General features: G+C 61.7%; 26 protein-coding genes and 1 pseudogene. 14 read left to right on the top strand and 13 right to left on the bottom strand.

Features of this window, described 5'->3' with window-relative positions:
• The first annotated feature begins 104 nt into the window (after positions 1-104).
• The 4 genes from JVX91_RS04050 to JVX91_RS04035 all read left to right on the top strand — a co-directional run bounded on the left by JVX91_RS04050 (position 105) and on the right by JVX91_RS04035 (position 6,279).
• Positions 105-1,148 (top strand): haloacid dehalogenase-like hydrolase, encoded by a 1,044-nt coding sequence (locus tag JVX91_RS04050; RefSeq protein ID WP_205339922.1) that lies wholly within the window; start codon positions 105-107, stop codon positions 1,146-1,148.
• Between the two features lie 175 nt (positions 1,149-1,323).
• On the top strand, positions 1,324-4,980 hold the full coding sequence (locus JVX91_RS04045; protein WP_205338144.1) for an RHS repeat protein: 3,657 nt from the start codon (positions 1,324-1,326) through the stop codon (positions 4,978-4,980).
• Positions 4,981-4,999: 19 nt separating this feature from the next.
• Positions 5,000-5,917 carry an RHS repeat-associated core domain-containing protein gene (locus JVX91_RS04040; protein ID WP_205338143.1) on the top strand — a complete coding sequence of 306 codons (918 nt, stop codon included), beginning with the start codon at positions 5,000-5,002 and terminating at the stop codon, positions 5,915-5,917.
• The gene (locus JVX91_RS04035) at positions 5,914-6,279 is read left to right on the top strand and encodes a hypothetical protein (RefSeq protein WP_205338142.1); all 366 of its coding nucleotides are present in this window, start codon (positions 5,914-5,916) and stop codon (positions 6,277-6,279) included. Before JVX91_RS04040 ends, JVX91_RS04035 begins: the two co-directional genes overlap by 4 nt.
• A 127-nt stretch (positions 6,280-6,406) precedes the next feature.
• On the opposite strand, the gene JVX91_RS04030 is transcribed toward JVX91_RS04035, so the two are convergent.
• From JVX91_RS04030 to JVX91_RS04020, 3 genes are all read right to left on the bottom strand, one after another.
• Complete coding sequence (locus tag JVX91_RS04030; protein WP_205338141.1) at positions 6,407-6,907, bottom strand: fimbrial protein; 501 nt, start codon at positions 6,905-6,907, stop codon at positions 6,407-6,409.
• A 288-nt stretch (positions 6,908-7,195) separates the two neighbouring features.
• The gene (locus JVX91_RS04025) at positions 7,196-7,999 is read right to left on the bottom strand and encodes a TlpA disulfide reductase family protein (RefSeq protein ID WP_205338140.1); all 804 of its coding nucleotides are present in this window, start codon (positions 7,997-7,999) and stop codon (positions 7,196-7,198) included.
• 81 nt (positions 8,000-8,080) lie between these two features.
• On the bottom strand, positions 8,081-9,529 hold the full coding sequence (locus JVX91_RS04020; protein ID WP_205338139.1) for a PLP-dependent aminotransferase family protein: 1,449 nt from the start codon (positions 9,527-9,529) through the stop codon (positions 8,081-8,083).
• A 184-nt stretch (positions 9,530-9,713) separates the two neighbouring features.
• On the opposite strand from JVX91_RS04020, the gene JVX91_RS04015 reads away from it, so the two are divergent.
• Positions 9,714-9,944: a DUF1127 domain-containing protein gene (locus tag JVX91_RS04015; RefSeq protein ID WP_205338138.1), complete on the top strand. Its 231-nt coding sequence runs from the start codon at positions 9,714-9,716 to the stop codon at positions 9,942-9,944.
• 27 nt (positions 9,945-9,971) lie between these two features.
• A complete protein-coding gene (locus JVX91_RS04010) occupies positions 9,972-10,460 on the top strand; it encodes a RidA family protein (protein WP_205338137.1) in 489 nt (162 codons plus the stop codon).
• On the opposite strand, the gene JVX91_RS04005 is transcribed toward JVX91_RS04010, so the two are convergent.
• Together JVX91_RS04005 and JVX91_RS04000 are read right to left on the bottom strand one after the other, a co-directional pair.
• Positions 10,457-11,947 (bottom strand): YifB family Mg chelatase-like AAA ATPase, encoded by a 1,491-nt coding sequence (locus JVX91_RS04005; protein WP_205338136.1) that lies wholly within the window; start codon positions 11,945-11,947, stop codon positions 10,457-10,459. The genes JVX91_RS04010 and JVX91_RS04005 overlap by 4 nt on opposite strands.
• A 38-nt stretch (positions 11,948-11,985) precedes the next feature.
• Complete coding sequence (locus JVX91_RS04000) at positions 11,986-12,249, bottom strand: accessory factor UbiK family protein (protein WP_205338135.1); 264 nt, start codon at positions 12,247-12,249, stop codon at positions 11,986-11,988.
• A gap of 403 nt (positions 12,250-12,652) precedes the next feature.
• On the opposite strand from JVX91_RS04000, the gene glnK reads away from it, so the two are divergent.
• From glnK to sutA, 4 genes are all read left to right on the top strand, one after another.
• Positions 12,653-12,991: a P-II family nitrogen regulator gene (gene glnK, locus JVX91_RS03995; protein ID WP_003457590.1), complete on the top strand. Its 339-nt coding sequence runs from the start codon at positions 12,653-12,655 to the stop codon at positions 12,989-12,991.
• Positions 12,992-13,032: 41 nt separating this feature from the next.
• Positions 13,033-14,367 carry an ammonium transporter gene (locus tag JVX91_RS03990; RefSeq protein WP_205338134.1) on the top strand — a complete coding sequence of 445 codons (1,335 nt, stop codon included), beginning with the start codon at positions 13,033-13,035 and terminating at the stop codon, positions 14,365-14,367.
• 105 nt (positions 14,368-14,472) lie between these two features.
• On the top strand, positions 14,473-14,898 hold the full coding sequence (locus JVX91_RS03985; RefSeq protein ID WP_205338133.1) for a secondary thiamine-phosphate synthase enzyme YjbQ: 426 nt from the start codon (positions 14,473-14,475) through the stop codon (positions 14,896-14,898).
• A 78-nt stretch (positions 14,899-14,976) separates the two neighbouring features.
• On the top strand, positions 14,977-15,309 hold the full coding sequence (gene sutA / locus JVX91_RS03980) for a transcriptional regulator SutA (RefSeq protein WP_205338132.1): 333 nt from the start codon (positions 14,977-14,979) through the stop codon (positions 15,307-15,309).
• Positions 15,310-15,573: 264 nt separating this feature from the next.
• Here the strand turns inward: sutA and JVX91_RS03975 are convergent, their stop codons facing one another.
• The 6 genes and pseudogenes from JVX91_RS03975 to JVX91_RS03950 form a co-directional block, all read right to left on the bottom strand.
• The gene (locus JVX91_RS03975; RefSeq protein ID WP_205338131.1) at positions 15,574-16,266 is read right to left on the bottom strand and encodes an HAD family hydrolase; all 693 of its coding nucleotides are present in this window, start codon (positions 16,264-16,266) and stop codon (positions 15,574-15,576) included.
• Positions 16,263-17,168: a tyrosine recombinase XerC gene (xerC, locus tag JVX91_RS03970; RefSeq protein ID WP_205338130.1), complete on the bottom strand. Its 906-nt coding sequence runs from the start codon at positions 17,166-17,168 to the stop codon at positions 16,263-16,265. Before xerC ends, JVX91_RS03975 begins: the two co-directional genes overlap by 4 nt.
• A 40-nt stretch (positions 17,169-17,208) precedes the next feature.
• Positions 17,209-17,913 carry a DUF484 family protein gene (locus JVX91_RS03965; protein ID WP_205338129.1) on the bottom strand — a complete coding sequence of 235 codons (705 nt, stop codon included), beginning with the start codon at positions 17,911-17,913 and terminating at the stop codon, positions 17,209-17,211.
• A gap of 52 nt (positions 17,914-17,965) precedes the next feature.
• Positions 17,966-18,796 carry a diaminopimelate epimerase gene (gene dapF / locus JVX91_RS03960; protein WP_205338128.1) on the bottom strand — a complete coding sequence of 277 codons (831 nt, stop codon included), beginning with the start codon at positions 18,794-18,796 and terminating at the stop codon, positions 17,966-17,968.
• Positions 18,797-18,809: 13 nt separating this feature from the next.
• A pseudogene (locus tag JVX91_RS03955) lies at positions 18,810-18,986 on the bottom strand (diaminopimelate decarboxylase); the annotation flags it as partial.
• A 144-nt stretch (positions 18,987-19,130) separates the two neighbouring features.
• Positions 19,131-19,271, bottom strand: coding sequence for a lipoprotein (locus JVX91_RS03950; protein WP_017520757.1), 141 nt, complete (start codon positions 19,269-19,271; stop codon positions 19,131-19,133).
• Positions 19,272-19,423: 152 nt separating this feature from the next.
• Here JVX91_RS03950 and JVX91_RS03945 point away from each other — a divergent pair, with 152 nt between their 5' ends.
• From JVX91_RS03945 to rnk, 4 genes are all read left to right on the top strand, one after another.
• Positions 19,424-20,485, top strand: a complete 1,062-nt coding sequence (locus JVX91_RS03945; protein ID WP_205338127.1) for an AraC family transcriptional regulator — start codon at positions 19,424-19,426, stop codon at positions 20,483-20,485.
• Positions 20,482-20,817, top strand: coding sequence for an iron donor protein CyaY (cyaY, locus tag JVX91_RS03940; RefSeq protein WP_015479506.1), 336 nt, complete (start codon positions 20,482-20,484; stop codon positions 20,815-20,817). Before JVX91_RS03945 ends, cyaY begins: the two co-directional genes overlap by 4 nt.
• Positions 20,795-21,001 (top strand): DUF1289 domain-containing protein, encoded by a 207-nt coding sequence (locus tag JVX91_RS03935; RefSeq protein ID WP_205338126.1) that lies wholly within the window; start codon positions 20,795-20,797, stop codon positions 20,999-21,001. Before cyaY ends, JVX91_RS03935 begins: the two co-directional genes overlap by 23 nt.
• Before the next feature lie 183 nt (positions 21,002-21,184).
• Positions 21,185-21,589: a nucleoside diphosphate kinase regulator gene (gene rnk, locus JVX91_RS03930; RefSeq protein WP_205338125.1), complete on the top strand. Its 405-nt coding sequence runs from the start codon at positions 21,185-21,187 to the stop codon at positions 21,587-21,589.
• Between the two features lie 43 nt (positions 21,590-21,632).
• Here rnk and JVX91_RS03925 read toward each other — a convergent pair whose 3' ends face one another.
• Together JVX91_RS03925 and JVX91_RS03920 are read right to left on the bottom strand one after the other, a co-directional pair.
• Positions 21,633-24,482, bottom strand: a complete 2,850-nt coding sequence (locus JVX91_RS03925; RefSeq protein WP_205338124.1) for a class I adenylate cyclase — start codon at positions 24,480-24,482, stop codon at positions 21,633-21,635.
• A gap of 92 nt (positions 24,483-24,574) precedes the next feature.
• Positions 24,575-24,808 (bottom strand): TIGR02647 family protein, encoded by a 234-nt coding sequence (locus JVX91_RS03920; RefSeq protein WP_205338123.1) that lies wholly within the window; start codon positions 24,806-24,808, stop codon positions 24,575-24,577.
• Positions 24,809-24,842: the final 34 nt, after the last annotated feature.

Below are 24,842 nucleotides of genomic sequence, written 5' to 3'. Positions count from 1 at the left end.
TGAAACAGCGCTTTGCTAGGGTCATTGCTGGACTAGTCCAGTGAGGGCCCGTGTCGGGCCTTCCCCATTCCAATAACACCACTCGGGGGAATTCCATGAAGCCCATGCGCACCTTGCTCGCCGGCCTGTTGCTGGCCGGTCTCGCCAGCACCGCCTTTGCCGCCACCGAACTGAAGCACTGGCCGGCGCCGGCCGCCAAGCAGCTCGACGCCCTGATCGCCGCCAACGCCAACAAGGGCGCCTTCGCGGTCTTCGACATGGACAACACCAGCTACCGCTATGACCTCGAGGAATCGCTGCTGCCCTTCCTCGAAATGAAAGGCGTGCTGACCCGCGAGAAGCTCGACCCTTCGCTCAAGCTGATCCCCTTCAAGGACGTGAACGGCCACAAGGAAAGCCTCAACAGCTATTACTACCGCCTCTGCGAGATCGATGATCTGGTCTGCTATCCCTGGGTCGCCCAGGTGTTCTCCGGCTTCACCCTCAAGGAGCTCAAGGGCTACGTCGACGAGCTGATGGCCCACGGCAAGCCGGTGCCCAGCACCTACTACGAAGGCGACGTGGTCAAGACCCTCTCGATCAACCCGCCGAAGGTCTTCACCGGACAGACCGAGCTGTACAACAAGCTGATGGAGAACGGCATCGAGGTCTATGTGATGACCGCCGCCCATGAAGAGCTGGTGCGTATGGTCGCCAGCGATCCGAAGTACGGCTACAACGTGAAGCCTGAGAACGTCATCGGCGTCACCACCTTGCTCAAGGACCGCCAGAGTGGCGCCCTGACCACCGCGCGCAAGCAGATCACCGAGGGCAAGTACGATCCCAAGGCCAACATGGACCTGGAAATCACCCCCTACCTGTGGACTCCGGCAACCTGGATGGCCGGCAAGCAGGCGGCCATCCTCACCTACATCGACCAGTGGAAGAAGCCCATCCTGGTCGGCGGCGACACCCCCAGCAGCGACGGGTACATGCTGTTCAACGGAACTGCCGAAAACGGTGTGCACCTGTGGATCAACCGCAAGGCGAAGTACATGGACCAGATCAACGGCATGATCAAGAAGAACGCCGAGGCCCAGGCCAAACTCGGCCAGCCGGTTACTGCCGACAAGAACTGGGTGATTGTGACGCCGGAGGAGATTCAGTAACCCGACGCATGCCCGGTATTGCGGCCATGTAGGACTTCCGAGCTGAAAGATATATCCTACATTAAATTAGAATAAATCCATTTTGTTCCCGGACATTGTGCCGGGAACTTTCTTATAGCGTGACCTTGAGTATGGCTTGGCATTCTGCTGGGCCTAAATTTTCAGGGTCACGCGCATGCGTCCATACGCTGTTTTTCTTCTTTTTGCGCCACTGATTTGGCACCCGATGCTATTTGCTGCAGAGGAATTTAATGCGGCAGCGGTGGGGACATACCAGGAGCCAGGGTTCAATGAGAATCATGATTACTCCGGAAACCATCAGGTTGATAGTGTTGATCCTTTCACCGGTGCGCTGAAAATATTAGTCCGCGACTTACGAATTCCCGGTAATGGCGGGCTTGATATCGAGGTCGTAAGAAACTACCAAAGCGTAACAAACACCGTTGGGCCATACAGTACTGGTTATACCGAGCGGACCCCATATGGTACTGGTTGGGACATGCATTTCGGTCGTGTTTGGGTCTCCGAAAAATACAAATATCTAAACGCAGCAGATAACAATCGTGGATGTCAGATTGGACAGCCTGCCTCGAACCTCAATCCGATACTCGAATTGCCTGATGGTTCCAAGCAGGTCTTGGCCAATGGCGATGGAAACGACTTTGCCTTTATAAGTAAATCCCGCTGGATCGGGCGCTGCTTGCCAACGAGTGAAAATACCGGTGACGGTGGGTTAGTCGTATTCTCCCCGGCTGGTATTAAATATGTATTCAATTTGATGGGGACGGTTTCTCCGGATAAACAGCTTAGAAGCTACTTTGTTACGCGAATCGAAGATGCGGACGGAAATAATCTAAAGTTCACATACAATATAGGTTCGTCAAACAAGTTGGCCCGTCACCATCTTCTCAAGAAAATAACATCCTCAGATGGCCGTGTGGTTGATTTTACCTACTCGGATGAAGGCGGTCCAAAAGCATTGCTGGCGGGAATATCTGCAAATGGCAGGACTATCTCCTATGGTTATACAGACGCAAGTTGGAATGTCGGAGCCACTCCGCAATACCTCACGACTGTAAATCATCCAGATGGAACGCGCTGGTTATACTCATATAATAATGCTAATTCCTTGGTTGGAATCAATCCAGGTCGATTCTCTCTTGTCTCGATGACGAGCCCGAATGGTTTGCAGACTAGGTATGAATACGACTTTCTGCAGATGGGCACAGATCCGGCGGAGAAGCTAAATGTCATCAAACGGCGGGTAAACGTTGGTCTTGTTGGGATGCAAACAGGCGATCTGACGTGGGATTACCAGTATTCCAAAGGCTACTATCCAAACAATGACCAAACCCTGGAAAAAGGCCCTTTGCAATGTATAACCTACGAGCATGTTGGCGCTAGCACCATACCGAATGGAGCTTCCAATGTTGATCAAGGATTGTGGAAAATAGGGACATTAGTACGCAAAAGCATTGCGGCGCGCTCCGGTACAGGGTGTGGAGTAGTGTTGCGCAATGAGGTTTATACATGGGACCGACAGGATATATCCAGCCAGAAGGAGATGCGGCGACTGAGTCTTCTGGTAGAGAATAGCACCCGTGCTCCATTGCTTTCGCAGCGAGTAATAAACCAGGCTGGGATGGCCTATACGACGCGCTATAGCTATGATGCTTACGGACAGCCTTCATCAGTTTCAGAGCAAGGCCAACGTAGTCGAACGTTGAGCTATACCTATGTTAGGCCGAATGGTCGTTGGATGTTAGGTAAGGTTTCCATCCAATCGACATCCGGTATTCCAGGGACAGTCGGCTATAGCTATACATCTACAGGCCGTATTTCACAAAAGTCCCTATATGGGGTAGTAACTAACTACACCTATACCGTGAATGGCGACTTGGCCAGTGAGGCTGATGGGAACGGCAATACCTCTCGTCAATCCGACTACTATCGTGGGGTTCCTAGACGAACCCAAAAGGCGGATGGAGGAGTGACGTTACGATCTGTAAATGCTAGTGGAACTCTGGACTCTATTACTGATCCGCTTGGGCGAACCACTCGGTATGCTTACGACGCCATGGACCGAGTGACACTCATACAATTGCCGAAAAGTAGTCTCACGCGGTACGACATAAATTACGAATTTTCTACCTCGGGTCTAAAACAGACTGCCACTCGAGCCGGATATACGATTGTTCGCCAGTTCAATGCTTTAGGATATTTAATTAATCAACAGGAAATGGGAGGCGCCTCTGCGATTGTCTCTAATGCAGTTTATCAGGCAGACGGGCACAAAGTGTTTTCCTCATTTCCTGGATATGGTGCCGCCAGTACGAGTGGTGAGCGATTTGAGTATGATGCTATTGGTAGGGTGATCTCCGTTCGACACTCCGATGGATCTAGTCAGTCCACTTCCTATGGGTTGAATAATGTTGAAACTTATAAAGACGAGCGAGGAAGCATAACCAACAAGTTTTACTCCTCGTTTGGTGATCCAGATGATCGGAGTGTGGTTAGGTTTGAACAGCCGGAAGGTGTGGTCACGGTTATCGGTAGGGACAATATTGATCGTGTAACATCTATAGAGCAGGGAGGGCTTACTCGAACATATACCTATGACTCTCGTGGGTTACTGGCAAGCGAGTTTAATCCAGAAACTCAGTTGACCGCCTATAGCTATGATTCGGCGGGTAATGTGGTAACTCGAAAGGTCGGCGGTGCTGACGTGGATCGTTATTCGTATGATTCTCTCAATAGGTTGGTCTTGAAGAGTCTCCCTGCTGGTCAAAATTTCACCTTTGAATATGACCTCGGAGGAAGGCTTGTAAAGCAATCTTCATATCAGGGTGCTACTTGGTCCTACGTTTACAATGCTCACGATCAAGTCATCAGTGAAGCTTTATCACTGACCAATCCCTCAAGGTCCTGGACGATAGGGTATGGATACAACGCCTTGGATCAACTCCATACCATCACTTACCCAAGTGGAATGCAGGTTTTCTATGATCCCGACGTTTATGGAAGGCCGCGGCAGGTTGGAACATTTGCTAGTGGAGTTACTCACTATGCTAACGGCGACTTACAGTCTCTGGTTTTTGCTAACGGCCGCTCCCTGACTATTGGTCAGGATACTTCAACGCTACGGGCAACTGATCGGCGGGTCGGCGGTCTTCCGCAGTTTTTTTCTCCGATGGCACAGCGTTATACCTATGACCAATCGGGTAATTTGACTCAATTGATCGATGAAATAGATCCGCGTTACAGCCAGTCCATGCAGTTTGATAATTTGAATAGATTGGTGGGTTCAGGCGGAATCTGGAATGGTGCAGTTTTCAGATATAATAATCGTAATGACTTGGTGTATCAAAGTATCGCTGGTCGGCAGTTGGAGTATTGGTATGATACGCAAGGCCGTCTGGCATCGATTAGTGGCTCAATGAATTTTGGATTGAGTTACAACAATCGAGGTAATACCACTCAGGGCCGCTCTAGATACACGTATGACAATGCTAACCAAATGCAGCAATTCTGCATCTCACCGCAATGGGAGTGTTCCAATCCTACTGAGAGCTATATATACGATGCGCGTGGATATCGTAGTGTAACTACCTTCTCAAATGGGATTCAGGCCATGAGCCTTTACGGACAAGAGGGAAGGTTGCTAAGAGAGGATTACCCGAGCGATGGTGGTTTTGTCGAGCATGTGTATCTGGATGGTGAACGTATAGCTTCACGTATGCAATGTGAGTTTGTCGATAGCAATGGCAATGGAATATCCGATTGCGAAGAACGTCGCTACCCGGTCAGTGGAATTCTAGGCGCCGGCTTATAATCACACAGGGAGAGATATCGTGCAAAACTGGTTAAAACTCCTACCCTTGATCTTTTTGATAAGCAGTGGTGCAGCGAGGTCGGATCAAGTGTTTATCACCTACTATCATAATGACCTACTCGGTTCGCCTGTTGCTGCGACGGATGAATCGGGAAAGATTCTATGGCGTGAGCATTTTCGCCCCTACGGAGAGCGGCAAGATGCTCCGTATTATTTTGGTTATGGGTCATTGGGATTTACTGGGCATGCTCATGGGCAGTTTAGTGGTTTGGCCTATATGGGGGCTCGTTACTATGACCCAGTAATAGGTCGTTTCCTATCTGTGGACCCTGTTGGTGCAAAGTCTGACGCGCCAGATAGTTTAAGTCGGTATGCATACTCCTCTAATAATCCTTTCCGATACATTGATCCTGATGGTCGAGAAATTGTTTCGGTTAATTCTGCCGACAATCGACGAATAGAATCCATGATAAATTCTATTTCTTTCGGTCGTTTCATGTTTTCAAAAAATAATCGACTGCAGATAGTGCCCGGTTCAGGCGGAAAGTTTGGATCTGCATATTACTCTCAGCGACTGATCTCAGGAATAGCTTCGGCTGGAGTTATCTCTATTTCCTTAGGTGGGGTGGTGGCTTTGCCTGGTGGTCGGCAGGAGAGTGTTAGTGATTATTTCGGAGGAGGGGTTACAGTGGGTCCGATTAAAGGTGGCGAACAGCGTGTAACGGTTTCCGAAAATGGTACCGCTGTTGAAGCTGCTGGAGGAGGCTATATACCCTATTCGCAGTCAGAGTCCCTTATGCACGAGTTGGTTGGCCATGCGATCCCAAGATTGGTTGGTGGCGGGTCAGGTGACGGTGTTGTAAATGAAAATAAAGTTAGGGTTCAATTGCCTGGAGTGCTTCTAAGAGTTCCTGGGTTAATGCGAGATACAGAATGAATAAGCTAATCTATAGGGCTTTTGTCTTGTTTTTCGCTTTGGGGGCTATCGAATGCTGGGCATACTCTTTGAAGCATCTAACATTGGAGCAGATTTCTGCGAAGTCTGATAGTGTATTTATTGGTCGAGTGGTTGGACTAGAAATGGATGGCGACAGGCGTATCGCCATATTTGATGTTATTCACATGCTAAAAGGAGTAGTTGATAAGGAAAGATTTATATATGAGGGGAGTGGCGTTTCAGAGGACGACGCCACTATGTGTTGCGAGACGAATGGTGTTTATTTGGTGTTCGGGGTGAAAGGCTCTGATGGTTATCTGTATGGTGCAAATGGTCCATATAGTACCTATCGGGCTGAATAAGTTGGGCAAGTTGCATTCTGATGGAGCTAGTTCGGCCGCCAAGAATCTCGGCCAATTCGCATTGAAATTGTCAGAGGCGTCGGTCTCCAAATACCACAGCGCCTCGGATCCGCCTGACTGAAGTCGATCAGCGACTTAGCGTCACCCGCGCGCTGCTCTTGAAGGCGCCCTGAACGACCGGAACGTCCTTCGCGTAGTACTGGAGGTAGTACGTGAGCTCTTCGGACTCTGCGTCACTTACGGTTCGCCCCGCATCCTTGGCCAGGTCGACCGGGCTGAAATCCTCGTTCAGTACTCGAACCTGAGCGTTGGTACCGGTAGAAAGGGCGTTGCGCAGACCGCCGGAGGCCGGGTCCATCAGGTCCGGTGCGGACCAGGCGACAATCGTCCCGACCGGGCAATCCGTCAGATGTAGCGTGAATCGCGTGTTCGCCGACCAGCTCCCGGCGGTGGACAGCGACTGGATGGAAACCTTCGGCAACTTCACCGAGATCTGTGCCGTGCCGTGTGTGCCGTTGATCTTGCAGCTGGCGGGCAGAGCCGAGCCGTCGACTTCGATTTGCACGTCATTGGCGAAGGCGCCGACTGTCAGTGAGGAGAGAACCGCTGCGAGGAGGATGCGTTTCATGAGGTACCTTCCCAGGAGATGAGCGAAGGTCAGCCGGCTGGTCTGCCGCTTCTGGCCAATTGGCGAGTCTGATAAAGCGTTTTTCCCGCGCTAATAGGCGGATTCCGATTTAGTCGTCGTTCGATTCCTATTTTTCGGCCACTTCTCAAGGCAGCATCCCGCTGTGCCGGCAGGCGGGTATTCCAGTCGGAAGCCGGCCCGGCACAGGCCTCCCGCGAAGTGGATGGCCTCGCGCAATCGCCCTTGAACAGAGACGAGGAAGTGCGTCGTCGCGCCGTGCCAGGCAGGTCAGTCCCTGAGCTGGCCCAGGCCATATTCCAGGCTGGCCGCGGAGAGTTCGCCCATCTGGCTGTGCTTGAGGCGCCCCTGGGCGTCGTAGAACAGCGTGGTGGGCATGCCGTAGGAACCGGTGAGCTGGCCCAGGCGGTTGCCGCTGTCGAGCAGCACTGCCGCGTCGCTCAGGCCTTGGTCGCGCAGGAAACGCTGCACGGCTTCGGCGTTCTCGCCCTGGTTGACCAACAGGAAGCGCACATCGCTGCGCTGCTTCTGCGCAGCCTCCAGCACCGGCATCTCACGCCGGCACGGCGGGCACCAGGTGGCCCAGAGATTTACCACCATGGGCCGGCCATCCAGCGCGCGCAGGTCCACGGCCGCGCCGCGCAGGTCCATTACCGTCAGTTCGGGAAGCTGCTGGCTGCGGTCCAGCGCCGAGGTCACGGCCTTGCCACCGCCCCACAAGCACACACCGACCACCGCCGCGACGGCTAGCGGCCGACGCAGCTCTGTCTTGCGCCATGCCAGCACGGCGCCGATCAGCGCAGCGGCAATCACGCCCGGCAGCGCGAGAAAGCCGCCATCGCGAATGTCCACGATGCTCAGCGGTGTCGCCGCGTATTGCTCGAAGTAGCGCGCAACGAAGGCCAGTCGCGCCGCCAGCAGGCCGCCGAGGAACATGGCGAACAGCGCACCTTCGGGATTGGCGCCGCGCCTGCGCGCGGCCAGCCAGCCAGCTAGCAGCGCGCCGAAGAAGCCGAGGTAGAGCAGGACGTGGGGCAGGGGAATGGCCAGCGGGCCAAGGGTGAGACTGGTCAAAGTGGGTGCCTGGCAAAAGGAAACCAAGGTACAACAGCCGGCGCCGCGCGGTAGCGTCGGGCTGTGGATAAATGTTTCGCCTCAGGCTGGCAGCGGCTCCGCGTGCTGTTCGTGCAGCTCGGCGGTGAGCCGCGTGGCGCAGGCGCCGACCTTGCGCACTGCGTCTTCGATGCGCGCCAGCTCGCGATTGGCGTAGTTCATGCGGATGCAGTTGCGGTACTTGCCTGACGCGGAAAAGATGTTGCCGGCCGCCACCTGCACGTTGTCGCGGCGCAGCTCCTGGTTCAGCCGCACGCTGTCGAACTGCGGGTCGAACTCGACCCAGAGCATGAAGCCACCGCGCGGCCGGCTGACCAGCGCGCCCTCGGGGAAGTAGCGGCCGATCCACTCGGTCATCAGGTCGCGGTGGCGCTGGTATTGCGCGCGCATGCGGCGGATGTGCGGCTCGTAGTGGCCGCCGCCGACGAATTCGGCCAGGGCCATCTGCGGCTGCGGTGCGCAGGTGCCGCTGGCGATGTACTTGAAGTGCAGGATGCGGTCCAGATAGCGCCCCGGCACTACCCAGCCGGTGCGCAGGCCCGGTGCCACGGTCTTGGAGAAGGAGCTGGCCAGCAGCACGCGGTCATCGGTGTCGAACGACTTGATGCTGCGCGGGCGCGGGAAGGCGTAGGCCAGTTCGCCATAGACATCGTCCTCGAGGATCGGCACGTCGTAGCGCGCCGCCAGCGTCAGCAGGGCGCGCTTGCGGGCGTCGGGCATGATGTAGCCCAGTGGGTTGTTGCAGTTGGGCGTGAGCAGGATCAGCTTCACCGGCCACTGTTCCATGGCCAGCTCCAGCGCTTCCAGGCTGATGCCGTTGGTAGGGTCGGTGGGGATTTCCAGCGCCTTCAGCCCATACGCCTTGAGCGCCTGCATGGCGCCGTGGAAGCTCGGCGAGTCGATCGCGACGATGTCCCCCGGCTCGCAGATCGCGCGCAGGGTGATGGCCAGTGCTTCCTGGCAGCCGGTGGTGATGACGATTTCGCTGGGCGGCACCTGGCAGCCGGAATCGAGCATCAGCCGGGCGATCTGCTCGCGCAGCGCGAGGGAGCCCTGGATACCTTCGTAGCCCAGGCTCTGCAGGTCGGTCCTGCGCGCGGCATGCACCATCGCGCGCTGCAGCGGCTTGAGCGACGGGCTGGCGATATCCGGCGTGCCGCGCCCGAGTTGAACGAATTCGCCTCCCGGCGCACGTCGCACCTGTTCCAGCACCTGGTCCCACTGCGACACGTCCACTGGCCGCTGGGCGGGGCGGGTCATGGCCGGCATGGGGGGTAGTTCGCGGCGTTCGGGCACGAAATAGCCGGACTTCGGTCGCGGCTCCACCAGCCCGTCGTCCTCCAGCACGCGGTAGGCCTGCTGCACGGTACTGATACTGACGCCGTGCTCCTCGCTGAGTGCGCGAACCGAGGGCAGCCGGTCGCCGGGACGGTACAGGCCTTGTTCGATACGTTCGCCCAAGGTGGCGGCCAGTTGCGCGTAGCGTTTCATGACAGATCTCCCGTGCCGGGTCGACGCGGCTCGATGCAGTACAGATCGGGAGAAAATACGCCATTCAGAAGGATTTCGCTCGGCTCTGTATGGAAAAAATTCTGTCGTGTTGAATCTGTAATGATTTTCGGCGATTCGTCACGCTATCCCCACGTCCGAGGAACCCGACTGGAGGAGCGACGACATGACCGGCCTGAGCGATGTGCGGCTGACCCTTTATCAGCAGGAGTTGCTGGAGATTCCCGGCAGCCACGTAGCCCCGCGCGGCCACGAGGAAAACCGCTGGCAGCAGTTCTGGCGCCGCGTGCGCACCCGCAAGCAACTGCTGGAGCTCTCCGACGAACAACTGCGCGACATCGGCGTCAGCCGCGAGCAAGCGAAGCTGGAAGCCATGCGGCCGTTCTGGCGCTGCTGAACAGGAAATGACCCATCAGGAGTGTTTATGAGCGAGATGCGCGCTGCCGCGTTTGACCGGATTGCCGCCGAACTCGGCTGTGACTTCAGTGGCGAGATCAAGATCGGCGGTGACTATGTGCCCTTCCTGATCGAAGGAAGCCAGGTGCACATCAGTGGGCAGATTCCACGGGTGGGTGATGAGGTTGTCGTCACCGGTCGGGCAGGCGGCGATGCGTCGTTGGCCGAGGCCCAGCGTGCCGCCAGGATTTGTGTCATGCGTGCGCTGGCCCTGCTGCGACAGGCGCTGGGCGATCTCGAGCGAGTCCGCAAGGTGCTGCACCTCAACGTGTTCGTGCAGTCGGCCGAGCACTTCACGCAGCAGAGCGAAGTGGCCGATGCGGCGTCGTCGGTACTGCACACGGTGTTGGGTGCTGCCGGCGTGCACACGCGCACCTCGGTCGGCGTCTATCAGTTGCCTAAGAATGCGACGGTCGAATTGAACCTCGTGGCTGTCGCGGAAGGCCTGTCCCGCTAGTGTCCCGCGCGGTACTGCAGCGCTTCGGCCAGGTGCGGTCGGGCAATGGCATCCGTCTGTTGCAGGTCGGCGAGGGTGCGCGCCACCTTGAGAATTCGGTGCAGGGCGCGCAGTGACAGGTTCAGGCGCTCGCCGGCTTTCTCCAGCCAAGCCTGATCGTCTGGGCTTAATGCACAATATTGGTGCATTTTCTTCAGGTCGAGAAAAGCGTTGGCGCAGCCTTGACGACTGAGCTGGCGCTGGCGTGCGGCGGCGACCTGTACGGCCAACTCGGCGCTGCTGATGCTCGGGCCGCTGGGCGCGAGGCTGGTGCTCTCGCGGCTGACGGTGAGGTGCAGGTCGATGCGGTCCAGCAATGGACCGGAGAGCTTGGCGCGATAGCGCTGGATCTGCTCCGGCGAACAGCGGCAGCGCCCGCTGGGGTCGCCGAGATATCCACATGGGCAGGGGTTCATCGCCGCGACCAGTTGGAAGCGTGCCGGGAAGCGGACGCGGCCGTTGGCGCGGGAGATGACGATTTCGCCGCCTTCCAGGGGTTCACGTAGCACTTCCAGAACTTTCCGATCAAATTCCGGAAGCTCATCGAGAAAGAGCACACCTTCGTGCGCCAGCGTGATCTCTCCCGGCTGTGGGCGGCTGCCTCCACCCACCAGCGCTGGCGCGGAGGCGGTGTGGTGCGGTTGCCTGAAGGGGCGCTGCGGCCAGTGAGTCAGCGGCCCGCGACCTGCCACGGAATGGATCGCCGCAACCTGCAGCGCCTCGTCTTCGTCCAGCGGCGGCATCAGGCCGGGCAGGCGGCTGGCGAGCAGCGTCTTGCCGGTGCCGGGTGGGCCGCTGAGCAGGAGGTTGTGGGCGCCTGCGGCAGCGACCAGCAGGGCGCGCTTGGCGGCGGTCTGTCCCTGGACTTCGGCGAGGTCGGGGTAGGGCGGCGTGGCGCGCAGCAGGCCGTTGGCCTCGTAGGGGCGCAGGCGCTCCTGGCCGCTGAAGTGCGCAGCCAGCTCCAGCAAGTGGCCCACGGCGTAGACGGTCAGGCCGCTGGCGAGACTGGCTTCCTCGGCATTTTCCTTCGGCACCACCAGTGCGCGTCCGGCGGCACGGGCGGCCAGTGCGGCGGGCAGCACGCCAGGCACTGGGCGCAGGGCGCCGGAAAGCGCCAGCTCGCCGAGGCATTCCAGGTCGTGCAGGCCCGCCGCGTCAGCCAACTGGCCGCTGGCGGCAAGGATGCCCAGGGCGATGGCGAGATCGAAGCGACCGCCGTCCTTCGGCAGGTCGGCGGGGGCAAGATTCAGAGTAATGCGGCGGCTGGGAAAATCGAAACCGGCGTTCAGCAGGGCGCTGCGGACGCGGTCCTTGCTCTCCTTCACGGCGCCTTCGGGCAGGCCGACGAGGGTCAGCGAGGGCAGGCCGTTGGCAAGGTGCGCCTCGACGGTGACACCGGGGGCTTCCACGCCGACCTGGGCGCGGCTATGGACGATGGCGAGGGACATGGATCACTCCTTGATCGCATGCGGCCCGCCGTCGGGGCTTACTCGGCGGCGGGCGGCGAGAGTTTGGCTTCCATCTCCGCGACCTTGGCTTCCAGTGCCTCGAGACGGGCGCGGGTACGGGCGAGAACCACCATCTGGCTGTCGAACTCGTCGCGGCTGACCAGGTCGAGCTTGCTGAAGGCACTCTGCATCAGAACCTTGAACTGAGCTTCCAGCTCGGCCTTCGGCAGGGGCGATTCGCCACCGAACAGGCGTCCGGCTTGTTGGCTGATGGCATCGAGGAAGGCTTTGGGCGGCAGCATGGTTCATGGGTTCCGGATTGAATCAGAGCGCAGTCTATCACGCAGCCGACGGCGGCTGCGGCGCGAGAGGTTGCACGCTTTTTGAGCAGTGCGCCCGCTCGCTGTGCGCGTTTTCGGTGCGCCGCGAGGGCGCTGGCGATTCGCCAGAAAGCCATTCTTTTCGCCAAGTACCTGATGCCGTGGGCATTTCCGGGAACTGGCAAGCTTCATGCTTTGGGGCATACATGGCGTGCACCGATGCAGTTCCGGTGCGGCAGGCGAGGCAGGGGATCGCTTCGTGGAAGGCAGTCGGAGTGCTGAGGTAGGGCGGCCGGCGCATTACAAAAGCCAGACACTGCGCTTAGACTTGTCCCCGGGTTCGTTCTTCCTGGGGCGGGTCCACCAAAACACGGGAGAGAGTTACATGAAGCTAGTCACAGCCATCATCAAGCCGTTCAAGCTGGACGACGTTCGTGAGTCGCTGTCCGAGATCGGCGTGCAGGGCATCACTGTGACCGAAGTCAAAGGCTTCGGCCGGCAGAAGGGTCACACCGAGCTGTACCGTGGCGCGGAATACGTTGTCGATTTCCTGCCGAAGGTGAAGATCGACGTCGCCATCGCCGATGACCAGCTGGATCGTGTTATCGAAGCCATCACCAAGGCCGCCAACACCGGGAAGATCGGTGACGGCAAGATCTTTGTCGTAAATCTGGAACAGGCCATTCGTATCCGTACCGGCGAAACCGGCACCGACGCGATCTAAGCCAAGCCCACACCGAACCCCACGCCCCAGGAGAAACAACAATGACTCTGCGCAAATACGCAGGGCTAGGCGCCCTATTGCCCCTCGCAATGCCCGGTCTGGCCTTGGCTGACGAGGCTGCGGCCCCCGTCCTGAACAGCGGTGACACCGCCTGGATGCTGATTTCCAGCGCCCTGGTGCTGCTGATGACCATCCCCGGCCTGGCCCTGTTCTACGGCGGCATGGTGCGCGCCAAGAACGTCCTGTCGATCATGATGCAGTGCTTCGCGATCACCGCGCTGATCAGCATCCTCTGGGTCGTCTACGGCTACAGCCTGGCCTTCGATACCGTCGGTATGGAAAAGGGCGTGGTCAACTTCGCTTCCTTCGTCGGCGGCTTCGACAAGGCCTTCCTCAGCGGCCTGACCAGCACCGGCCTGACCTCCGCCGCCGCGCTGTTCCCGGAAAGCGTCTTCGTGATGTTCCAGATGACCTTCGCGATCATCACCCCGGCCCTGATCGTCGGCGCCTTCGCCGAGCGCATGAAGTTCTCGGCCATGCTGATCTTCACCGCGCTGTGGTTCACCCTGGTCTACGCACCGATCGCCCACATGGTCTGGAGCGGTGACGGCGGCCTGCTGTGGGACTGGGGCGTGCTCGACTTCGCCGGTGGCACCGTGGTGCACATCAACGCGGGTATCGCCGGCCTGGTCGCCTGCCTCGTGCTGGGCAAACGCAAGGGCTACCCGACCGCTGCCATGGCGCCGCACAACCTGGGCTACACCCTGATCGGCGCCGCGCTGCTGTGGGTAGGCTGGTTCGGCTTCAACGCCGGTTCCGCCGCCGCCGCCAACGGCACCGCCGGCATGGCCATGCTGGTCACCCAGATCGCCACCGCCGCCGCCGCCCTGGGCTGGATGTTCGCCGAGTGGATCACCCACGGTAAGCCGAGCGCCCTGGGCATCGCTTCGGGTGTGGTTGCCGGCCTGGTTGCCGTCACCCCGGCCGCCGGTACCTGCGGCCCGATGGGCGCCATCGTGATCGGTCTGGCTGCCGGCGTGATCTGCTTCTTCGCCGCCACCAGCCTCAAGCGTGCTGTTGGTTACGACGACTCCCTGGATGCCTTCGGCGTGCATGCTGTTGGCGGCATCGTCGGCGCCCTGCTCACCGGCGTGTTCGCCGCTCCCGCTCTGGGCGGCTTCGGCACCGTGACCGACATCGGCGCCCAGCTGTTCACCCAGTTCAAGGGTGTGGCCTTCACCATCGTCTACACCGGTATCGTCAGCTTCGTGATCCTCAAGGTCCTGGACCTGGTCATGGGCCTGCGCGTCACCGAGGAAGAGGAAACCGTGGGTCTGGACCTCTCCCTGCACAACGAACGCGGCTACAACCTGTAAGGGTTTGCACAAGTTCGACGAAGGGCGCCCTCGGGCGCCCTTTGTTTTTTTGAACATCACGCTAGAATGCGCGCGCATCACCGTAGCTGACGGAGGTAGCCCGCCATGTGGCAGCAGAAATCCATCACCCTGCGCCCTCGCCCGCGAGGTTTCCACCTGGTCACCGACGAGATCCTGGCCGCGCTGCCGGAGCTGTCGCAGTGCCGGGTCGGCCTGCTGCACCTGCTGTTGCAGCACACGTCCGCTTCGCTGACGGTGAACGAGAATGCCGACCCGTCGGTACGCCGCGACTTCGAGCGGTTCTTCAACCGCCTGGTGCCTCAGGGCGAAGGTGGTTACGAGCATGATTACGAAGGCCCGGACGACCTTCCGGCGCATTTCAAGTCGAGCCTGCTGGGTTGTCAGCTGACGCTGCCGATACAGAAGGGAGGCTTGGCAATGGGCACCTGGCAGGGTATCTATCTCGGCGAGCACCGTGACCACGGCGGCCCGCGCAGGGTGGTAGCGACCTGGCAGGGCGAGCTTGTATGAATTTTTTCCGGCGGCGTTCGTCAAAGCGCGCAGCTGGGCTATAACTAACGTGCTTTGCAGCACCACAGAGGTTGAACAATGAGCGACGAAGAACTGGAACAGGACGAGCTGGACGGCGCTGACGAGGACGATGGCGAGGAACTCGCCGCGGCGGACGACGGCGAAGCCGAAGCAGACAGCGGCGATGGGGATGAAGCCCCTTCTTCCAAGGGCGGTGGCAAGAAAGCCAAGGCCGCTGCGGAAGAAGAGGAACTGCCCTCGGTCGAGGCCAAGCAGAAGGATCGTGATGCACTGGCTCGCGCGATGGAGGAGTTCCTCACTCGCGGTGGCAAGGTGCAGGAGATCGAGCCCAACGTGGTTGCCGACCCGCCCAAGAAGCCGGATAGCAAATACGGCAGCCGCCCTATCTGATATCTGATGCGTCATGAAAAAGCCCCGCCGCTCCCAACGGAGCGGCGGGGCTTTTTCATGTCCGTTCGTTGCGGCCCTTCATGCGCGATGCACCAGCGCTGGGTCTGGCCCTCACCCTAACCCTCTCCCAAGGGGAGAGGGGGCCGTTCGGTGCAGGGATAACCCTTGGCGTCAGCCGGCACGATCAGCTCCCTCTCCTTGAGGGAGAGGGCTGGGGTGAGGGGGAAGCTCAGCGAAGGACTTCGCGGGGAAGACCGTCGTCTTCTACAAGCGGGCCAGGACGCCCGGCAGCTCGGACAGGTTGTGGATGATCGCACTGGGCGCCTCTTCGCCGTCCCACGCCTTGCGCGCCGGGTTGAACCAGATCGCCTTCATGCCCGCGCGCCGCGCCCCGGCGATGTCATCGCTGGGATGGTCGCCGATGTGCACGGCGTGCTCCGCCGCCACGCCGCCGCGCTTGAGCGCTTCCTGGAACGGGTGCGGGTCCGGCTTGCCGACGCCGAGCTCCTCCGCGCACAGGGCGAACTGGAAGTAGTCGGCCAAACCCAGGCGGCGCACGTCGGCGTTGCCGTTGGTGAGCACGCCGAGGATGAAGCGGTTGGCCAATTGCTCCAGGGTCGGATGCACCTCGGGGAACAGCGCCACCTGGTGCCGCGCGTGGAGGAAGGTCTGGAAGCCGGCTTCGGCCAGATCCGTCGCCTCGGGTTGTGGATAACCCGCATCGAGCAGTGCGTGGAACAGGATGCGCCGGCGCAGCTCGCTCAGGCGGTGCTTGAGCATCGGGTCCTGCTGCATCAGCCGTGTGCGGATCGCCCACAGGTGCTCGATGGGTACCGGCCCGAGCTGCGCGGCGTTCACCGCCAGCCAGTCGCGCAAGGTAGCTTCGGCGCTGTTCATCACCGGGGCGACGTCCCACAGCGTGTCATCGAGGTCGAAGGTGACCAGGCGGATACTCATTCTTCTGCTCCGGGTTTACGGCGTGCCCGTGGGTGCGCCTGGTCGTAGACCGTGGCGAGGTGTTGGAAGTCCAGGTGGGTGTAGATCTGCGTGGTGGCGATGTCGGCGTGGCCGAGCAGTTCCTGCACCGCGCGCAGGTCCTGGGAGGATTCGAGCATGTGGCTGGCGAAGGAATGCCGCAACATGTGCGGATGCAGGTGCTGGCCCAATTCGCGTACGCCGGCCTCGCGCACCCGCAGTTGAATGGCGCGGGGCGTCAGGCGTTTGCCGCTGCGGCCGATGAATACCGCGTTGTCCTGCGGCGACACCGCGGCGCGCAGCGGCAGCCAGGCTTCGATGGCCTGCCGCGCGGCGCGGCCGACCGGCAGTTCGCGCACCTTGTTGCCCTTGCCATGGACGCGTACCAGGCCTTCCTTGAGGTCCAGCCATTCCAGATCGAGGCCGACCAGTTCGGAGAGGCGCAGGCCCGAGGAATAGAACAGCTCCAGCAACGCCTGGTCGCGGCGGGCGATGAAGTCGTCCTCGACTCCACCATCGAGCAGTTGTGCCGTGCGGTCGGTGTCCAGGGTGCGCGGCAGCTTGCGCGCCCCCTTGGGTGCGGCGAGGCCATCGGCGGGATCGTGTCGGCAGCGCCCTTCGCGGATCAGATACTGGAACAGCCCGCGCGTGGCCGACAGCAGGCGCGCCAGGCTGCGGCTGGCGAGGCCTTGCTGGTGCAGGCGGGCAACGAACAGGCGCAGGTCGCGCACCTGCAGCGCCGGCCATTCGGTAATGGCGGACTTTTCACAGAGTGCGGCGAGGCGCGTCAGATCGCGACGGTAGCCGTCGAGGGTATGGATGGACACCTGGCGCTCGCTGCGCAGGTGTTCCAGGTAGGCATCCAGATCGGCTTCGAGCGACAAGCGATCAGCTCCCAGCGGTGACGGCCCGGGCTGCCGGAATTCAGCGTACCGAGCGCAGTGGTGTGGCGAAGCGCGGCAGTGTCCGCGCGAGGACTTCGGCGACGTAGCCGAGGAACAGGGTACCCAGCGAACTCTTGTAGTGCTGCGGATCGGGGCTGCCGATCGCCAGCACACCGTGCAGGCCCTGGAAGGTCAGCGGCACCACGGCGGCGGAGCCGACCTGCTCGCGTTCGTTTTCGCAGAACAGGAAGGCCAGTTCGTGGGGGCGCAGCACGCCGCTCACGGTCTTGCCGCCCGACAGCAGGCCGCCAATGGCCTGGTGTGCCTCGGCGCTGCTGACCGATCGGCCAACTGGCAGGTTGTTGTCGCTGAACAGGATGAGGCTGACGTAGGGCACCAGGAATTCGTGACGCAGGCTGTCTTCGACGGTGCTGACGATCTCTTCCAGGCTGGTGGCGTCGAGCAGGTCGAGCACCAGGCGGCGGGTCTTGTCGAACAGCCGGTCATTGTCGCGGGCCACGTCCATCAGCTGAGACAGCCGATGGCGCATCTCGATGTTGCGCTCGCGCAGCAGGCGTACCTGGCGCTCCACCAGCGACACGGCATCGCCCGGCTGGTGCGGAATGCGCATCTCCGGGATCAGCTCGTCATGGTCGACGAAGAATTCCGGGTGCCGACGAAGGTAGTCGGCAACCTGTTCGGCTTCGAGCGTAACGGTCGGTTCCTGGGGAGTGTCAGTGGTCATAAGCGTCCCGGTTTATTGCCTGCGCCCGATCACGGGGCGTTGGAAACAGGCCTTATAGACGTACCTGGCCTTCGAAGACCCGCACCGCGGGCCCGGTCATCATAACGGGCTGACCCGGTCCTGCCCACTCGATGGACAACCGTCCGCCGGGAAGGTCGATTTGTACCGGAGATTGCAGCCAGCCCTGACGGATACCGGCGACCGCCGCCGCACAGGCGCCGGTGCCGCAGGCCAGTGTCTCGCCAGCGCCGCGTTCCCAGACGCGCAGGCGTGCCTGGTGCGGATTGACGATCTGCAGGAAGCCGATGTTGGCCTTCTTTGGGAAGCTTTCGTGAACTTCGAGTTTCGGTCCGAGAGTCCGTACCGGCGCGCTGTCCACGTCGTCCACGCGCAGCACGCCGTGCGGGTTGCCCATGGAGATCGCGGCCAGCTCGTAGCGCTGGCCGTCCACGTCGACGCTGTAGCTCAACGCCTCGGCATCGGCCTGGAATGGCACCTGGTCGGGTTGCAGGCGCGGCGGGCCCATGTCGACGGTGACCTGGCCATCGTTGGTGAGGGTCAGTTCGATCATGCCGCCCTTGGTTTCCACGCGGATGGTCTTCTTCGCGGTCAGGCGCTTGTCCACCACGAAACGGGCGAAGCAGCGCGCGCCATTGCCGCACTGTTCGACCTCGGTGCCGTCGCAGTTGAAGATGCGATAGCGGAAGTCCGCGTCCGGCGTGCTCGGTGGTTCGACGATCAGCAGCTGATCGAAGCCGACCCCGAAATTGCGGTCGCCCCACTGTTTCACGTGGCGCGGCTGTACATGGGCGTGTTGGCTGACCAGGTCCAGGACCATGAAGTCATTGCCCAGCCCATGCATCTTGGTAAAGCGCAGAAGCATCGTCGTCTCGGCCTCAGTCCGGCAGCAGGCTTTCGCCGGCGAATAGCTCTTCGATTGTCTCGCGGCGACGCACTTCATGCGCGGCCGAGCTATCCACCAGCACCTCGGCGGCGCGGCCCCGGGTGTTGTCGTTGGAATTCATGACGAAACCATAGGCGCCGGCCGAATGGTCGGCCAGCAGATCACCTTCTTCCCGGACGGGGTTGCGGAGCTGGCGCTGTAGCCGCCGATTCCGCAGGGCTGCATGTCACAGCGCTCGGCAATCGCCGACGAGGACACGTCTGCCACGATCAGTTGCCCGTCCCGGACGGCGAAGGCGTCCATGGGAACGCCCTCAGAGACCGTAGCGGTCCTTGCTATGTTCGTTCTTGGCCTTTTCGTCGTCCGGCAGGTACAGCGGGCCTTTCTGGCCGCAGCCGGCGATGGCGGCGGTCAGCAGGGCGATCGCGACGAAGGGAAGCAGCAGTCGCTTCATGGCGGAATCCTTGTAATAAAGCGTCAATTGGACCGGAGTATACCGACCCCCCGCCGCCTTGCCTATGCGAGCGGACTCCCGCCCGGCGGGGCTTGCGGCTCGCGCGGGGAGGGCAACTGGCCCTATGATGCCGGCAAAAAATGGAATGCCCCATGGACTATCGCGATCCCCTGCCCAGTTCGGTGTCGGTGGCCTACCTGCAGGGCCTCGTGGAGCATCTGCAGCGCCAGGGCGTGGACCCGGCGCAGTTGCTGGCGACGGTGCACCTGGAACCCTCGATTCTCGCCCAGCGTGACCAGCGCATCGCCGCCAGCGCCTATCTCGAGCTGGTCGGCGCCGGCGTGCGCCTGAGCGGCGACGACAACCTCGGCCTGCATCTGGGCGAAGCCGTGCGGCCCGGCTATTACGGCGTGCTGGGCTACCTGATCATGAGCTGCGCGACCCTTTCCGACGCCCTGCACCGCCAGGCCCGCTATGCCTCGCTGGTCGGCAACCTGGGGCGCGTCGAACTGGCCGACGAACCGCAGCGCGCCGGCTGCGAGCCGCTGGTGAAGCACTGCTGGGAGCCGCTGCTGCCGCAACAGCAGCGGCAGATGAGCGAGGAAACCCTGGCCGGCTGGGTCAGCTTCGGCCATTGGGTCAGCGGCGTGGACGAGGTGCCCTACGAGGTGCGCTTCAGCCACAGCGCCCCGGCGGACGTCAGCGAACACGTACGCATCTTCCGCTGCCCGGTGCTGTTCGATCAGCCGGACAACGCTCTGGTCTTCCCCAGGCGCCTGCTGGCGCTGCCGCTCGGCCAGGCCGACGCCCAGGTACAGCGCACGCTGGATGCCTACGCCGAGCGCTTGCTGGTGGAGATCAACAGGGGTGACAGCGTGCTTGACCGGGCTCGCCTGGAACTGGCGCGCCAGCTGCCGGAGCAGGGCGCCGACCTCGAGCGCCTGTCGCAGACGCTGGCGCTGAGCCCGCGCACCCTGCAGCGACGCCTGCGCGACACCGGCCTGTCGTTCAGCCAACTGGTGGACGAAACCCGCCAGCAACTGGTGCTGCACTACCTGCGCGACCCGGCGCTGGACACCGCCGATATCGCCTACCTGCTGGGCTTCAGCGAAGCGGGTTCGCTGGCCCGCGCATTCCGGCGCTGGACGGGGCAGAGTCTGGGCGAATACCGGCGTAAACTGGTGCCTTTGACTGATCCCGAGGACGATGCATGAGCACTTTGAGCGAAGCCCGCTTCCATGACCTGGTGGACGCCGTACAGGTAACGGTGGAGGACGCCTTCGACGACAGCGACCTGGACGTGGACCTGGAGAACTCCAGCGGCGTGCTGACCGTGCGCTTCGAGAACGGCACCCAGTTGATCCTCAGCCGCCAGCCGGCGCTGCGCCAGCTGTGGGTGGCAGCGCGCTCCGGTGGCTTCCATTTCGACTACGACGAATCCGGCTCGCTGTGGATCAGCGACAGCACCCGCGAGCCGCTGGGCGCACTGCTCAACCGCGCCACCCTGGAGCAGGCGGGCGAGGATGTCGACTTCCCCGGCATCTGATCCTTCGGCGAGCGTCGCCTCGCCCTGTTGCCGGCGCTGCTGCCTCGACGAGGCGGACGTCTGCGTCGGCTGCGGGCGCACCCTGGGCGAGATCCTGGAGTGGAACGAGGCGAACGGCGAGCGGCGCCGGGCGATCCTGACGGAGTGCGAAAAGCGCCGAAACAACCACTCACCGAAGTGGTGACTGGTCGGTGTTGCTTATTTTCTGTGCTGTGTTAGTGTCCGGGAAAACCCCGCCTTGGGCGGGGTTTTTCTTTTTTTGGATTTCATTGCGCATTCGCTCGCCGAACGCCTTTACTGCTAGAACACCCAGGGCCCCGAACGCGTGAGCGTCCGGGGCTCTCCTGTAAGGAGACTGCCAACCATCATGACCACGACACCCATCACCGTTACTCGACTCGACCTGCAACGTCTGGAGCGCATGCTCGACAGCCTGGATGAGTACGGCCCCGCGGCCGAGGCGCTGGAGGCCGAACTGGCCCGCGCCACGGTGGTCGGCCACGACGAGATACCGCCGGGCGTGGTCACGATGAACTCCACCGTGCGCTGCCGCGAGGAAGGCAGCGGCAAGGAATACCACCTGACCCTGGTCTACCCGGCCGGTGTCGGCGGCGACGGCAAGGTTTCCGTCCTCGCGCCGGTGGGTACCGCGCTGCTGGGCCTGACCACCGGCCAGAGCATCGACTGGCCGGTGCCGAGCGGCAAGACGCTGAAGCTGACCCTGCTGGAAGTGGAATACCAGCCCGAGGCGGCTGGCGACTTCGATCGCTGAGACCTTTCCAGACTCCCTCTCTCCGGACGCGCGGCCCGGCCCTTCAGGCCTCGGCCAGCGCCCGGTTCAGGGCCTGTTCCAGGCTCTGCTTGTAGCGCAGGAAGTGCACCGTCTGTAGCTCGCCGCCTTCGCGCATCGCCGACAGGTCCAGGTCAGTGATGTAGCAGGGATAGCGCTCCTGCCCGCGTCGCCGGTCGAGGATGTGCCGGGCCACGGCCTGGAACAGCTCGCTGCCGAATTCCAGTTCCGAGAACTCGCGGTGGTTGCAGTACAGCGTGGTGCGCGCGCGCTGGCCTTCGCCTGGTTCGACAATCGCCTGCACGTTGTAGAAAGGCATCGCCTCCAGCGGTTGCGGCGTGTTGCGCCGTTCAATGCGCTGGGCGCGCTGGTGTCCATTGGTCACCACCTCGTAGAAGAGGATGTCGGCACCTACCGGTCCCTGGGTTTCCAGCAGCGGTATCAGGGCGTTGCGACGGTATTGCACGGATTGCAGGAAGCGTTGCAGCGGCAGCAGCAGGCCTTCTTCGCTGTCGTACTCCTGGCGGCGCCGCCAGAGGGCGTTGCGCTCATCGAGGATGGTGATTTCCGCGCTGCCTTCGTCCAGGCGGTAGAACACCTGCACGGTATTGGCCCGGCCCAGCGGCAGGATCATGGCGAGATCGTCGCCTTCCAGCGCGTGCCGGTCCAGTTGCAGGAAGCCGCTGTCGTCCTGGGTATCGCCTAGGTGCTCCACCAGCGCCGGCAGGCCTTCGATCACCCGGTGGCTGACGCTTCCGGGGATCAGGTGCAGCAGGTGGAAATGCTGGCGCACCTGCAGCAGGTAGCGCCCGCCCTTGCCGCTGGTGAGTTGCCCGTGGGCATCGCGGAACAGATCTTCCACGCGCTGGGCGATGGCCGTGGCTCGGTTGCGGCAGAAGCAGCGCACCAACAGGCGCGGTGGCGGCGCGTCGGTGGGCAGGCCATTGAGGAATTCGCGCAGGCAGTCGAGCAGTGCGTGGGGGCCGGAGAATCGGTTGACCAGCAACTCGTTCCAGCTGTTCAGGGTGATCTGGTCGAGGGTCAGCACCAGGTTGTCGCGCACGCCGGAGTAGCCGAGCGAGTCGGTGCGCTCGGTGGTCATGTGCACGTTCATCTGGCTGTGCTGGCGCAACGGGTCGACGCCGACGTTCACCAGCAAAAGAACCTGTGTCGGCACCGTGCTACGCAGCAGGGCGCTTTCCGGCACCTCCGCCAGCGGCAGCGGGACGGCCTGCTGCAGGCTGCCCAGCAGGTTCTGCAGCTCGAATTCGCTCAGGTCGCTGGAGCCGGGTTGCAGGGGCAGTCGCGTGGTGGTGTCGATCACGCCGTTGCGATGGCTCCAGGCGAGCAGTTCCAGCAGGTCGCGGGCGCGGCGCAGCGGGGCGAAGTCGGCCATCTCCTGCAGCGACAGGTTGCCGCTGAACAGTGCCCAGTAGGGCGGCTTGCCGGCCTCGCCGCCGGGTAGTTGGGCGAGGGTGAGGATGTCTTCGGCCATGTCCGGGGCGATGCCGGGATTGATGAACTCGACCTTGCCGGCCTTGCGTTCGAAGGCGGCGTACAGGCGCCGGCCGAGGATGCCCATGTCCCGCGGGTTGATGCCGCTGGCGGCCTGCTGCAGGCGGGCGAACTGGGACAGGAAGCGGTAGCTGTGGGTCAGTTCGTTGACCAGCGCGCGGCGCTCCAGCAGTACCTGGCGTACTTTCCACTGGCTGCGGCTGTCGAGCTGGCCGTAGGCGCGGCTGTCCCATTTCCACGGCGCGGAGACGCGTTCCATCACCTTGCGCTGCCAGCTCTTGCGGCCCTGGCGCGGTGGCCGGCTGAGCTTCTTGCCGACCTTCAGGTAGAGGCAGCGACGGATCAGTTCCAGGCGTTCCTGCTCGCCGCGCGCCACCAGGTATTCCTCCAGGCGGCGGTAGAGCATCACGTAGGGATCGAGTTCTTCCACGTCCAGGCGGCCGGCGTAGATGGCTTGCTTGTAGCGCAGGCTCAGGCAGGAAACATTCGGGTGCTCGCTGGCGTAGACCTCGGTGAGCAACAGCTTGAGCACCGATTTGTAGGGCGACTCGATGCCCTTGAACAGCTGCCACATGCCCGCGCCGATGAATTCGCCGGGTGGGATGCGTGCCAGGTGCCCCAGGTCGAGGACGTCGTCGGCGCGGATGAAGCGCTTGCTCAGCAGTGTCTCGCAGTATTCGGCGTAGCGGCCTTCTTCATAGACCGGCACCAGCCACCACAGCGGCGTGCGTCCGCCGAGCCAGATGGCGGTGCGATAGAACTCGTCCAGCAGCAGGTAGTGCTGGCTGGTGCCGCAGTCGTCGGAGGTGAGCCGTGCTTCCCGCGCGCCCTGGGTGAAGCGTTGTGGATCGACGAGGAAGCAGTGCACCTCGGCGCCTTGCGTCGCGGCCCATTGCTCCAGCAGGTCGCACTTGCGGCGCAGCTCGGCCAGTTCTCGTTCGTCGAGCTCGGAGCTGTGGCAGACCCACAGGTCCAGGTCGCTCTGCTCGGCCTGGGCGACGGTGCCCAGGCTGCCCATCAGGAACAGCCCGTGGATCGGCAGCGGCGGATTGCCGCGTCGGGTCTTGTAGCTGAAGGAGCGGGTCAGGCGCTGGGCTTCGGCGAGGATGTCGTCGTCCGGGACGAAGTTGGAGAGTCCGGCGGGCGTGCTGGCCGAGACATAGCCGGGCAGCAGCGGATGGTTCACGTCCAGCAGCAGCGGCAACAGCTTGAGGACCAGTTGCTGGCGGGTGGACAGCGCTTCGCTCGCCCGCGCCAGACGACCCTCGTTGACCTTGAGGAAGCGCTGGCGCAACTGCGCCAGCACCTTGCGGTCGATGCCGTCGTCGATGTCCGGGCGGATTTCGTGGGTGAGCGTCATGGCGTACTGCTGCCTGGCCAGCGGCGCCGCATCAGGGTATGCGGCGCTCGGATGTTTGCTGGTTTATCGCCCGCTCGCGAATTTTCTTGAGGTCAGCCGCGCAGGATGCCGAGAAGGACCTGGGCGTGCTCGGCGGCATCGAGGCCCAGGCTGGTCAGGTAACCGCCGTCCTGCTGGTCGATCAGTCCCTTGGCGTGTAGCCGGCCCGCGGCCGCCACGGCCTCGACGGAGGCGTCACGGTGGACCTTCAAGCCCGCCTGGCTGTTCTCCAGGTCGTACAGCGCCAGCAGGTCCAGTTCCTCAACCATTTCTTTCGTGAAAGCCATTCGCCTAACTCCCGATGGTCAATGAGGCTTCAGT

Origin of the sequence: Pseudomonas sp. PDNC002 (genome assembly GCF_016919445.1) — a bacterium.
Taxonomy (GTDB): Bacteria; Pseudomonadota; Gammaproteobacteria; order Pseudomonadales; family Pseudomonadaceae; genus Pseudomonas.
Note: the sequence above shows the minus strand (reverse complement) of the source record. Positions and strands in the feature narration are given on the sequence as shown.

Bases quoted from the DNA above. Each gene is read 5' to 3' on its own strand.
- JVX91_RS03950 (WP_017520757.1), bottom strand. From the start codon at position 19,271: ATGAAGCGACTGCTGCTTCCCTTCGTCGCGATCGCCCTGCTGACCGCC.
- JVX91_RS03920 (WP_205338123.1), bottom strand. From the start codon at position 24,808: ATGGCTTTCACGAAAGAAATGGTTGAGGAACTGGACCTGCTGGCGCTG.
- JVX91_RS03945 (WP_205338127.1), top strand. From the start codon at position 19,424: ATGGACTATCGCGATCCCCTGCCCAGTTCGGTGTCGGTGGCCTACCTG.
- JVX91_RS03925 (WP_205338124.1), bottom strand. From the start codon at position 24,482: ATGACGCTCACCCACGAAATCCGCCCGGACATCGACGACGGCATCGAC.
- JVX91_RS04000 (WP_205338135.1), bottom strand. From the start codon at position 12,249: ATGCTGCCGCCCAAAGCCTTCCTCGATGCCATCAGCCAACAAGCCGGA.
- dapF (WP_205338128.1), bottom strand. From the start codon at position 18,796: ATGCTTCTGCGCTTTACCAAGATGCATGGGCTGGGCAATGACTTCATG.
- JVX91_RS03935 (WP_205338126.1), top strand. From the start codon at position 20,795: ATGTCGACTTCCCCGGCATCTGATCCTTCGGCGAGCGTCGCCTCGCCC.
- JVX91_RS03975 (WP_205338131.1), bottom strand. From the start codon at position 16,266: ATGAGTATCCGCCTGGTCACCTTCGACCTCGATGACACGCTGTGGGAC.
- rnk (WP_205338125.1), top strand. From the start codon at position 21,185: ATGACCACGACACCCATCACCGTTACTCGACTCGACCTGCAACGTCTG.
- JVX91_RS03985 (WP_205338133.1), top strand. From the start codon at position 14,473: ATGTGGCAGCAGAAATCCATCACCCTGCGCCCTCGCCCGCGAGGTTTC.
- JVX91_RS04050 (WP_205339922.1), top strand. From the start codon at position 105: ATGCGCACCTTGCTCGCCGGCCTGTTGCTGGCCGGTCTCGCCAGCACC.
- sutA (WP_205338132.1), top strand. From the start codon at position 14,977: ATGAGCGACGAAGAACTGGAACAGGACGAGCTGGACGGCGCTGACGAG.
- JVX91_RS04005 (WP_205338136.1), bottom strand. From the start codon at position 11,947: ATGTCCCTCGCCATCGTCCATAGCCGCGCCCAGGTCGGCGTGGAAGCC.
- JVX91_RS04015 (WP_205338138.1), top strand. From the start codon at position 9,714: ATGACCGGCCTGAGCGATGTGCGGCTGACCCTTTATCAGCAGGAGTTG.
- cyaY (WP_015479506.1), top strand. From the start codon at position 20,482: ATGAGCACTTTGAGCGAAGCCCGCTTCCATGACCTGGTGGACGCCGTA.
- JVX91_RS03965 (WP_205338129.1), bottom strand. From the start codon at position 17,913: ATGACCACTGACACTCCCCAGGAACCGACCGTTACGCTCGAAGCCGAA.
- JVX91_RS04035 (WP_205338142.1), top strand. From the start codon at position 5,914: ATGAATAAGCTAATCTATAGGGCTTTTGTCTTGTTTTTCGCTTTGGGG.
- JVX91_RS04020 (WP_205338139.1), bottom strand. From the start codon at position 9,529: ATGAAACGCTACGCGCAACTGGCCGCCACCTTGGGCGAACGTATCGAA.
- JVX91_RS04010 (WP_205338137.1), top strand. From the start codon at position 9,972: ATGAGCGAGATGCGCGCTGCCGCGTTTGACCGGATTGCCGCCGAACTC.
- JVX91_RS04030 (WP_205338141.1), bottom strand. From the start codon at position 6,907: ATGAAACGCATCCTCCTCGCAGCGGTTCTCTCCTCACTGACAGTCGGC.
- JVX91_RS04045 (WP_205338144.1), top strand. From the start codon at position 1,324: ATGCGTCCATACGCTGTTTTTCTTCTTTTTGCGCCACTGATTTGGCAC.
- JVX91_RS03990 (WP_205338134.1), top strand. From the start codon at position 13,033: ATGACTCTGCGCAAATACGCAGGGCTAGGCGCCCTATTGCCCCTCGCA.
- glnK (WP_003457590.1), top strand. From the start codon at position 12,653: ATGAAGCTAGTCACAGCCATCATCAAGCCGTTCAAGCTGGACGACGTT.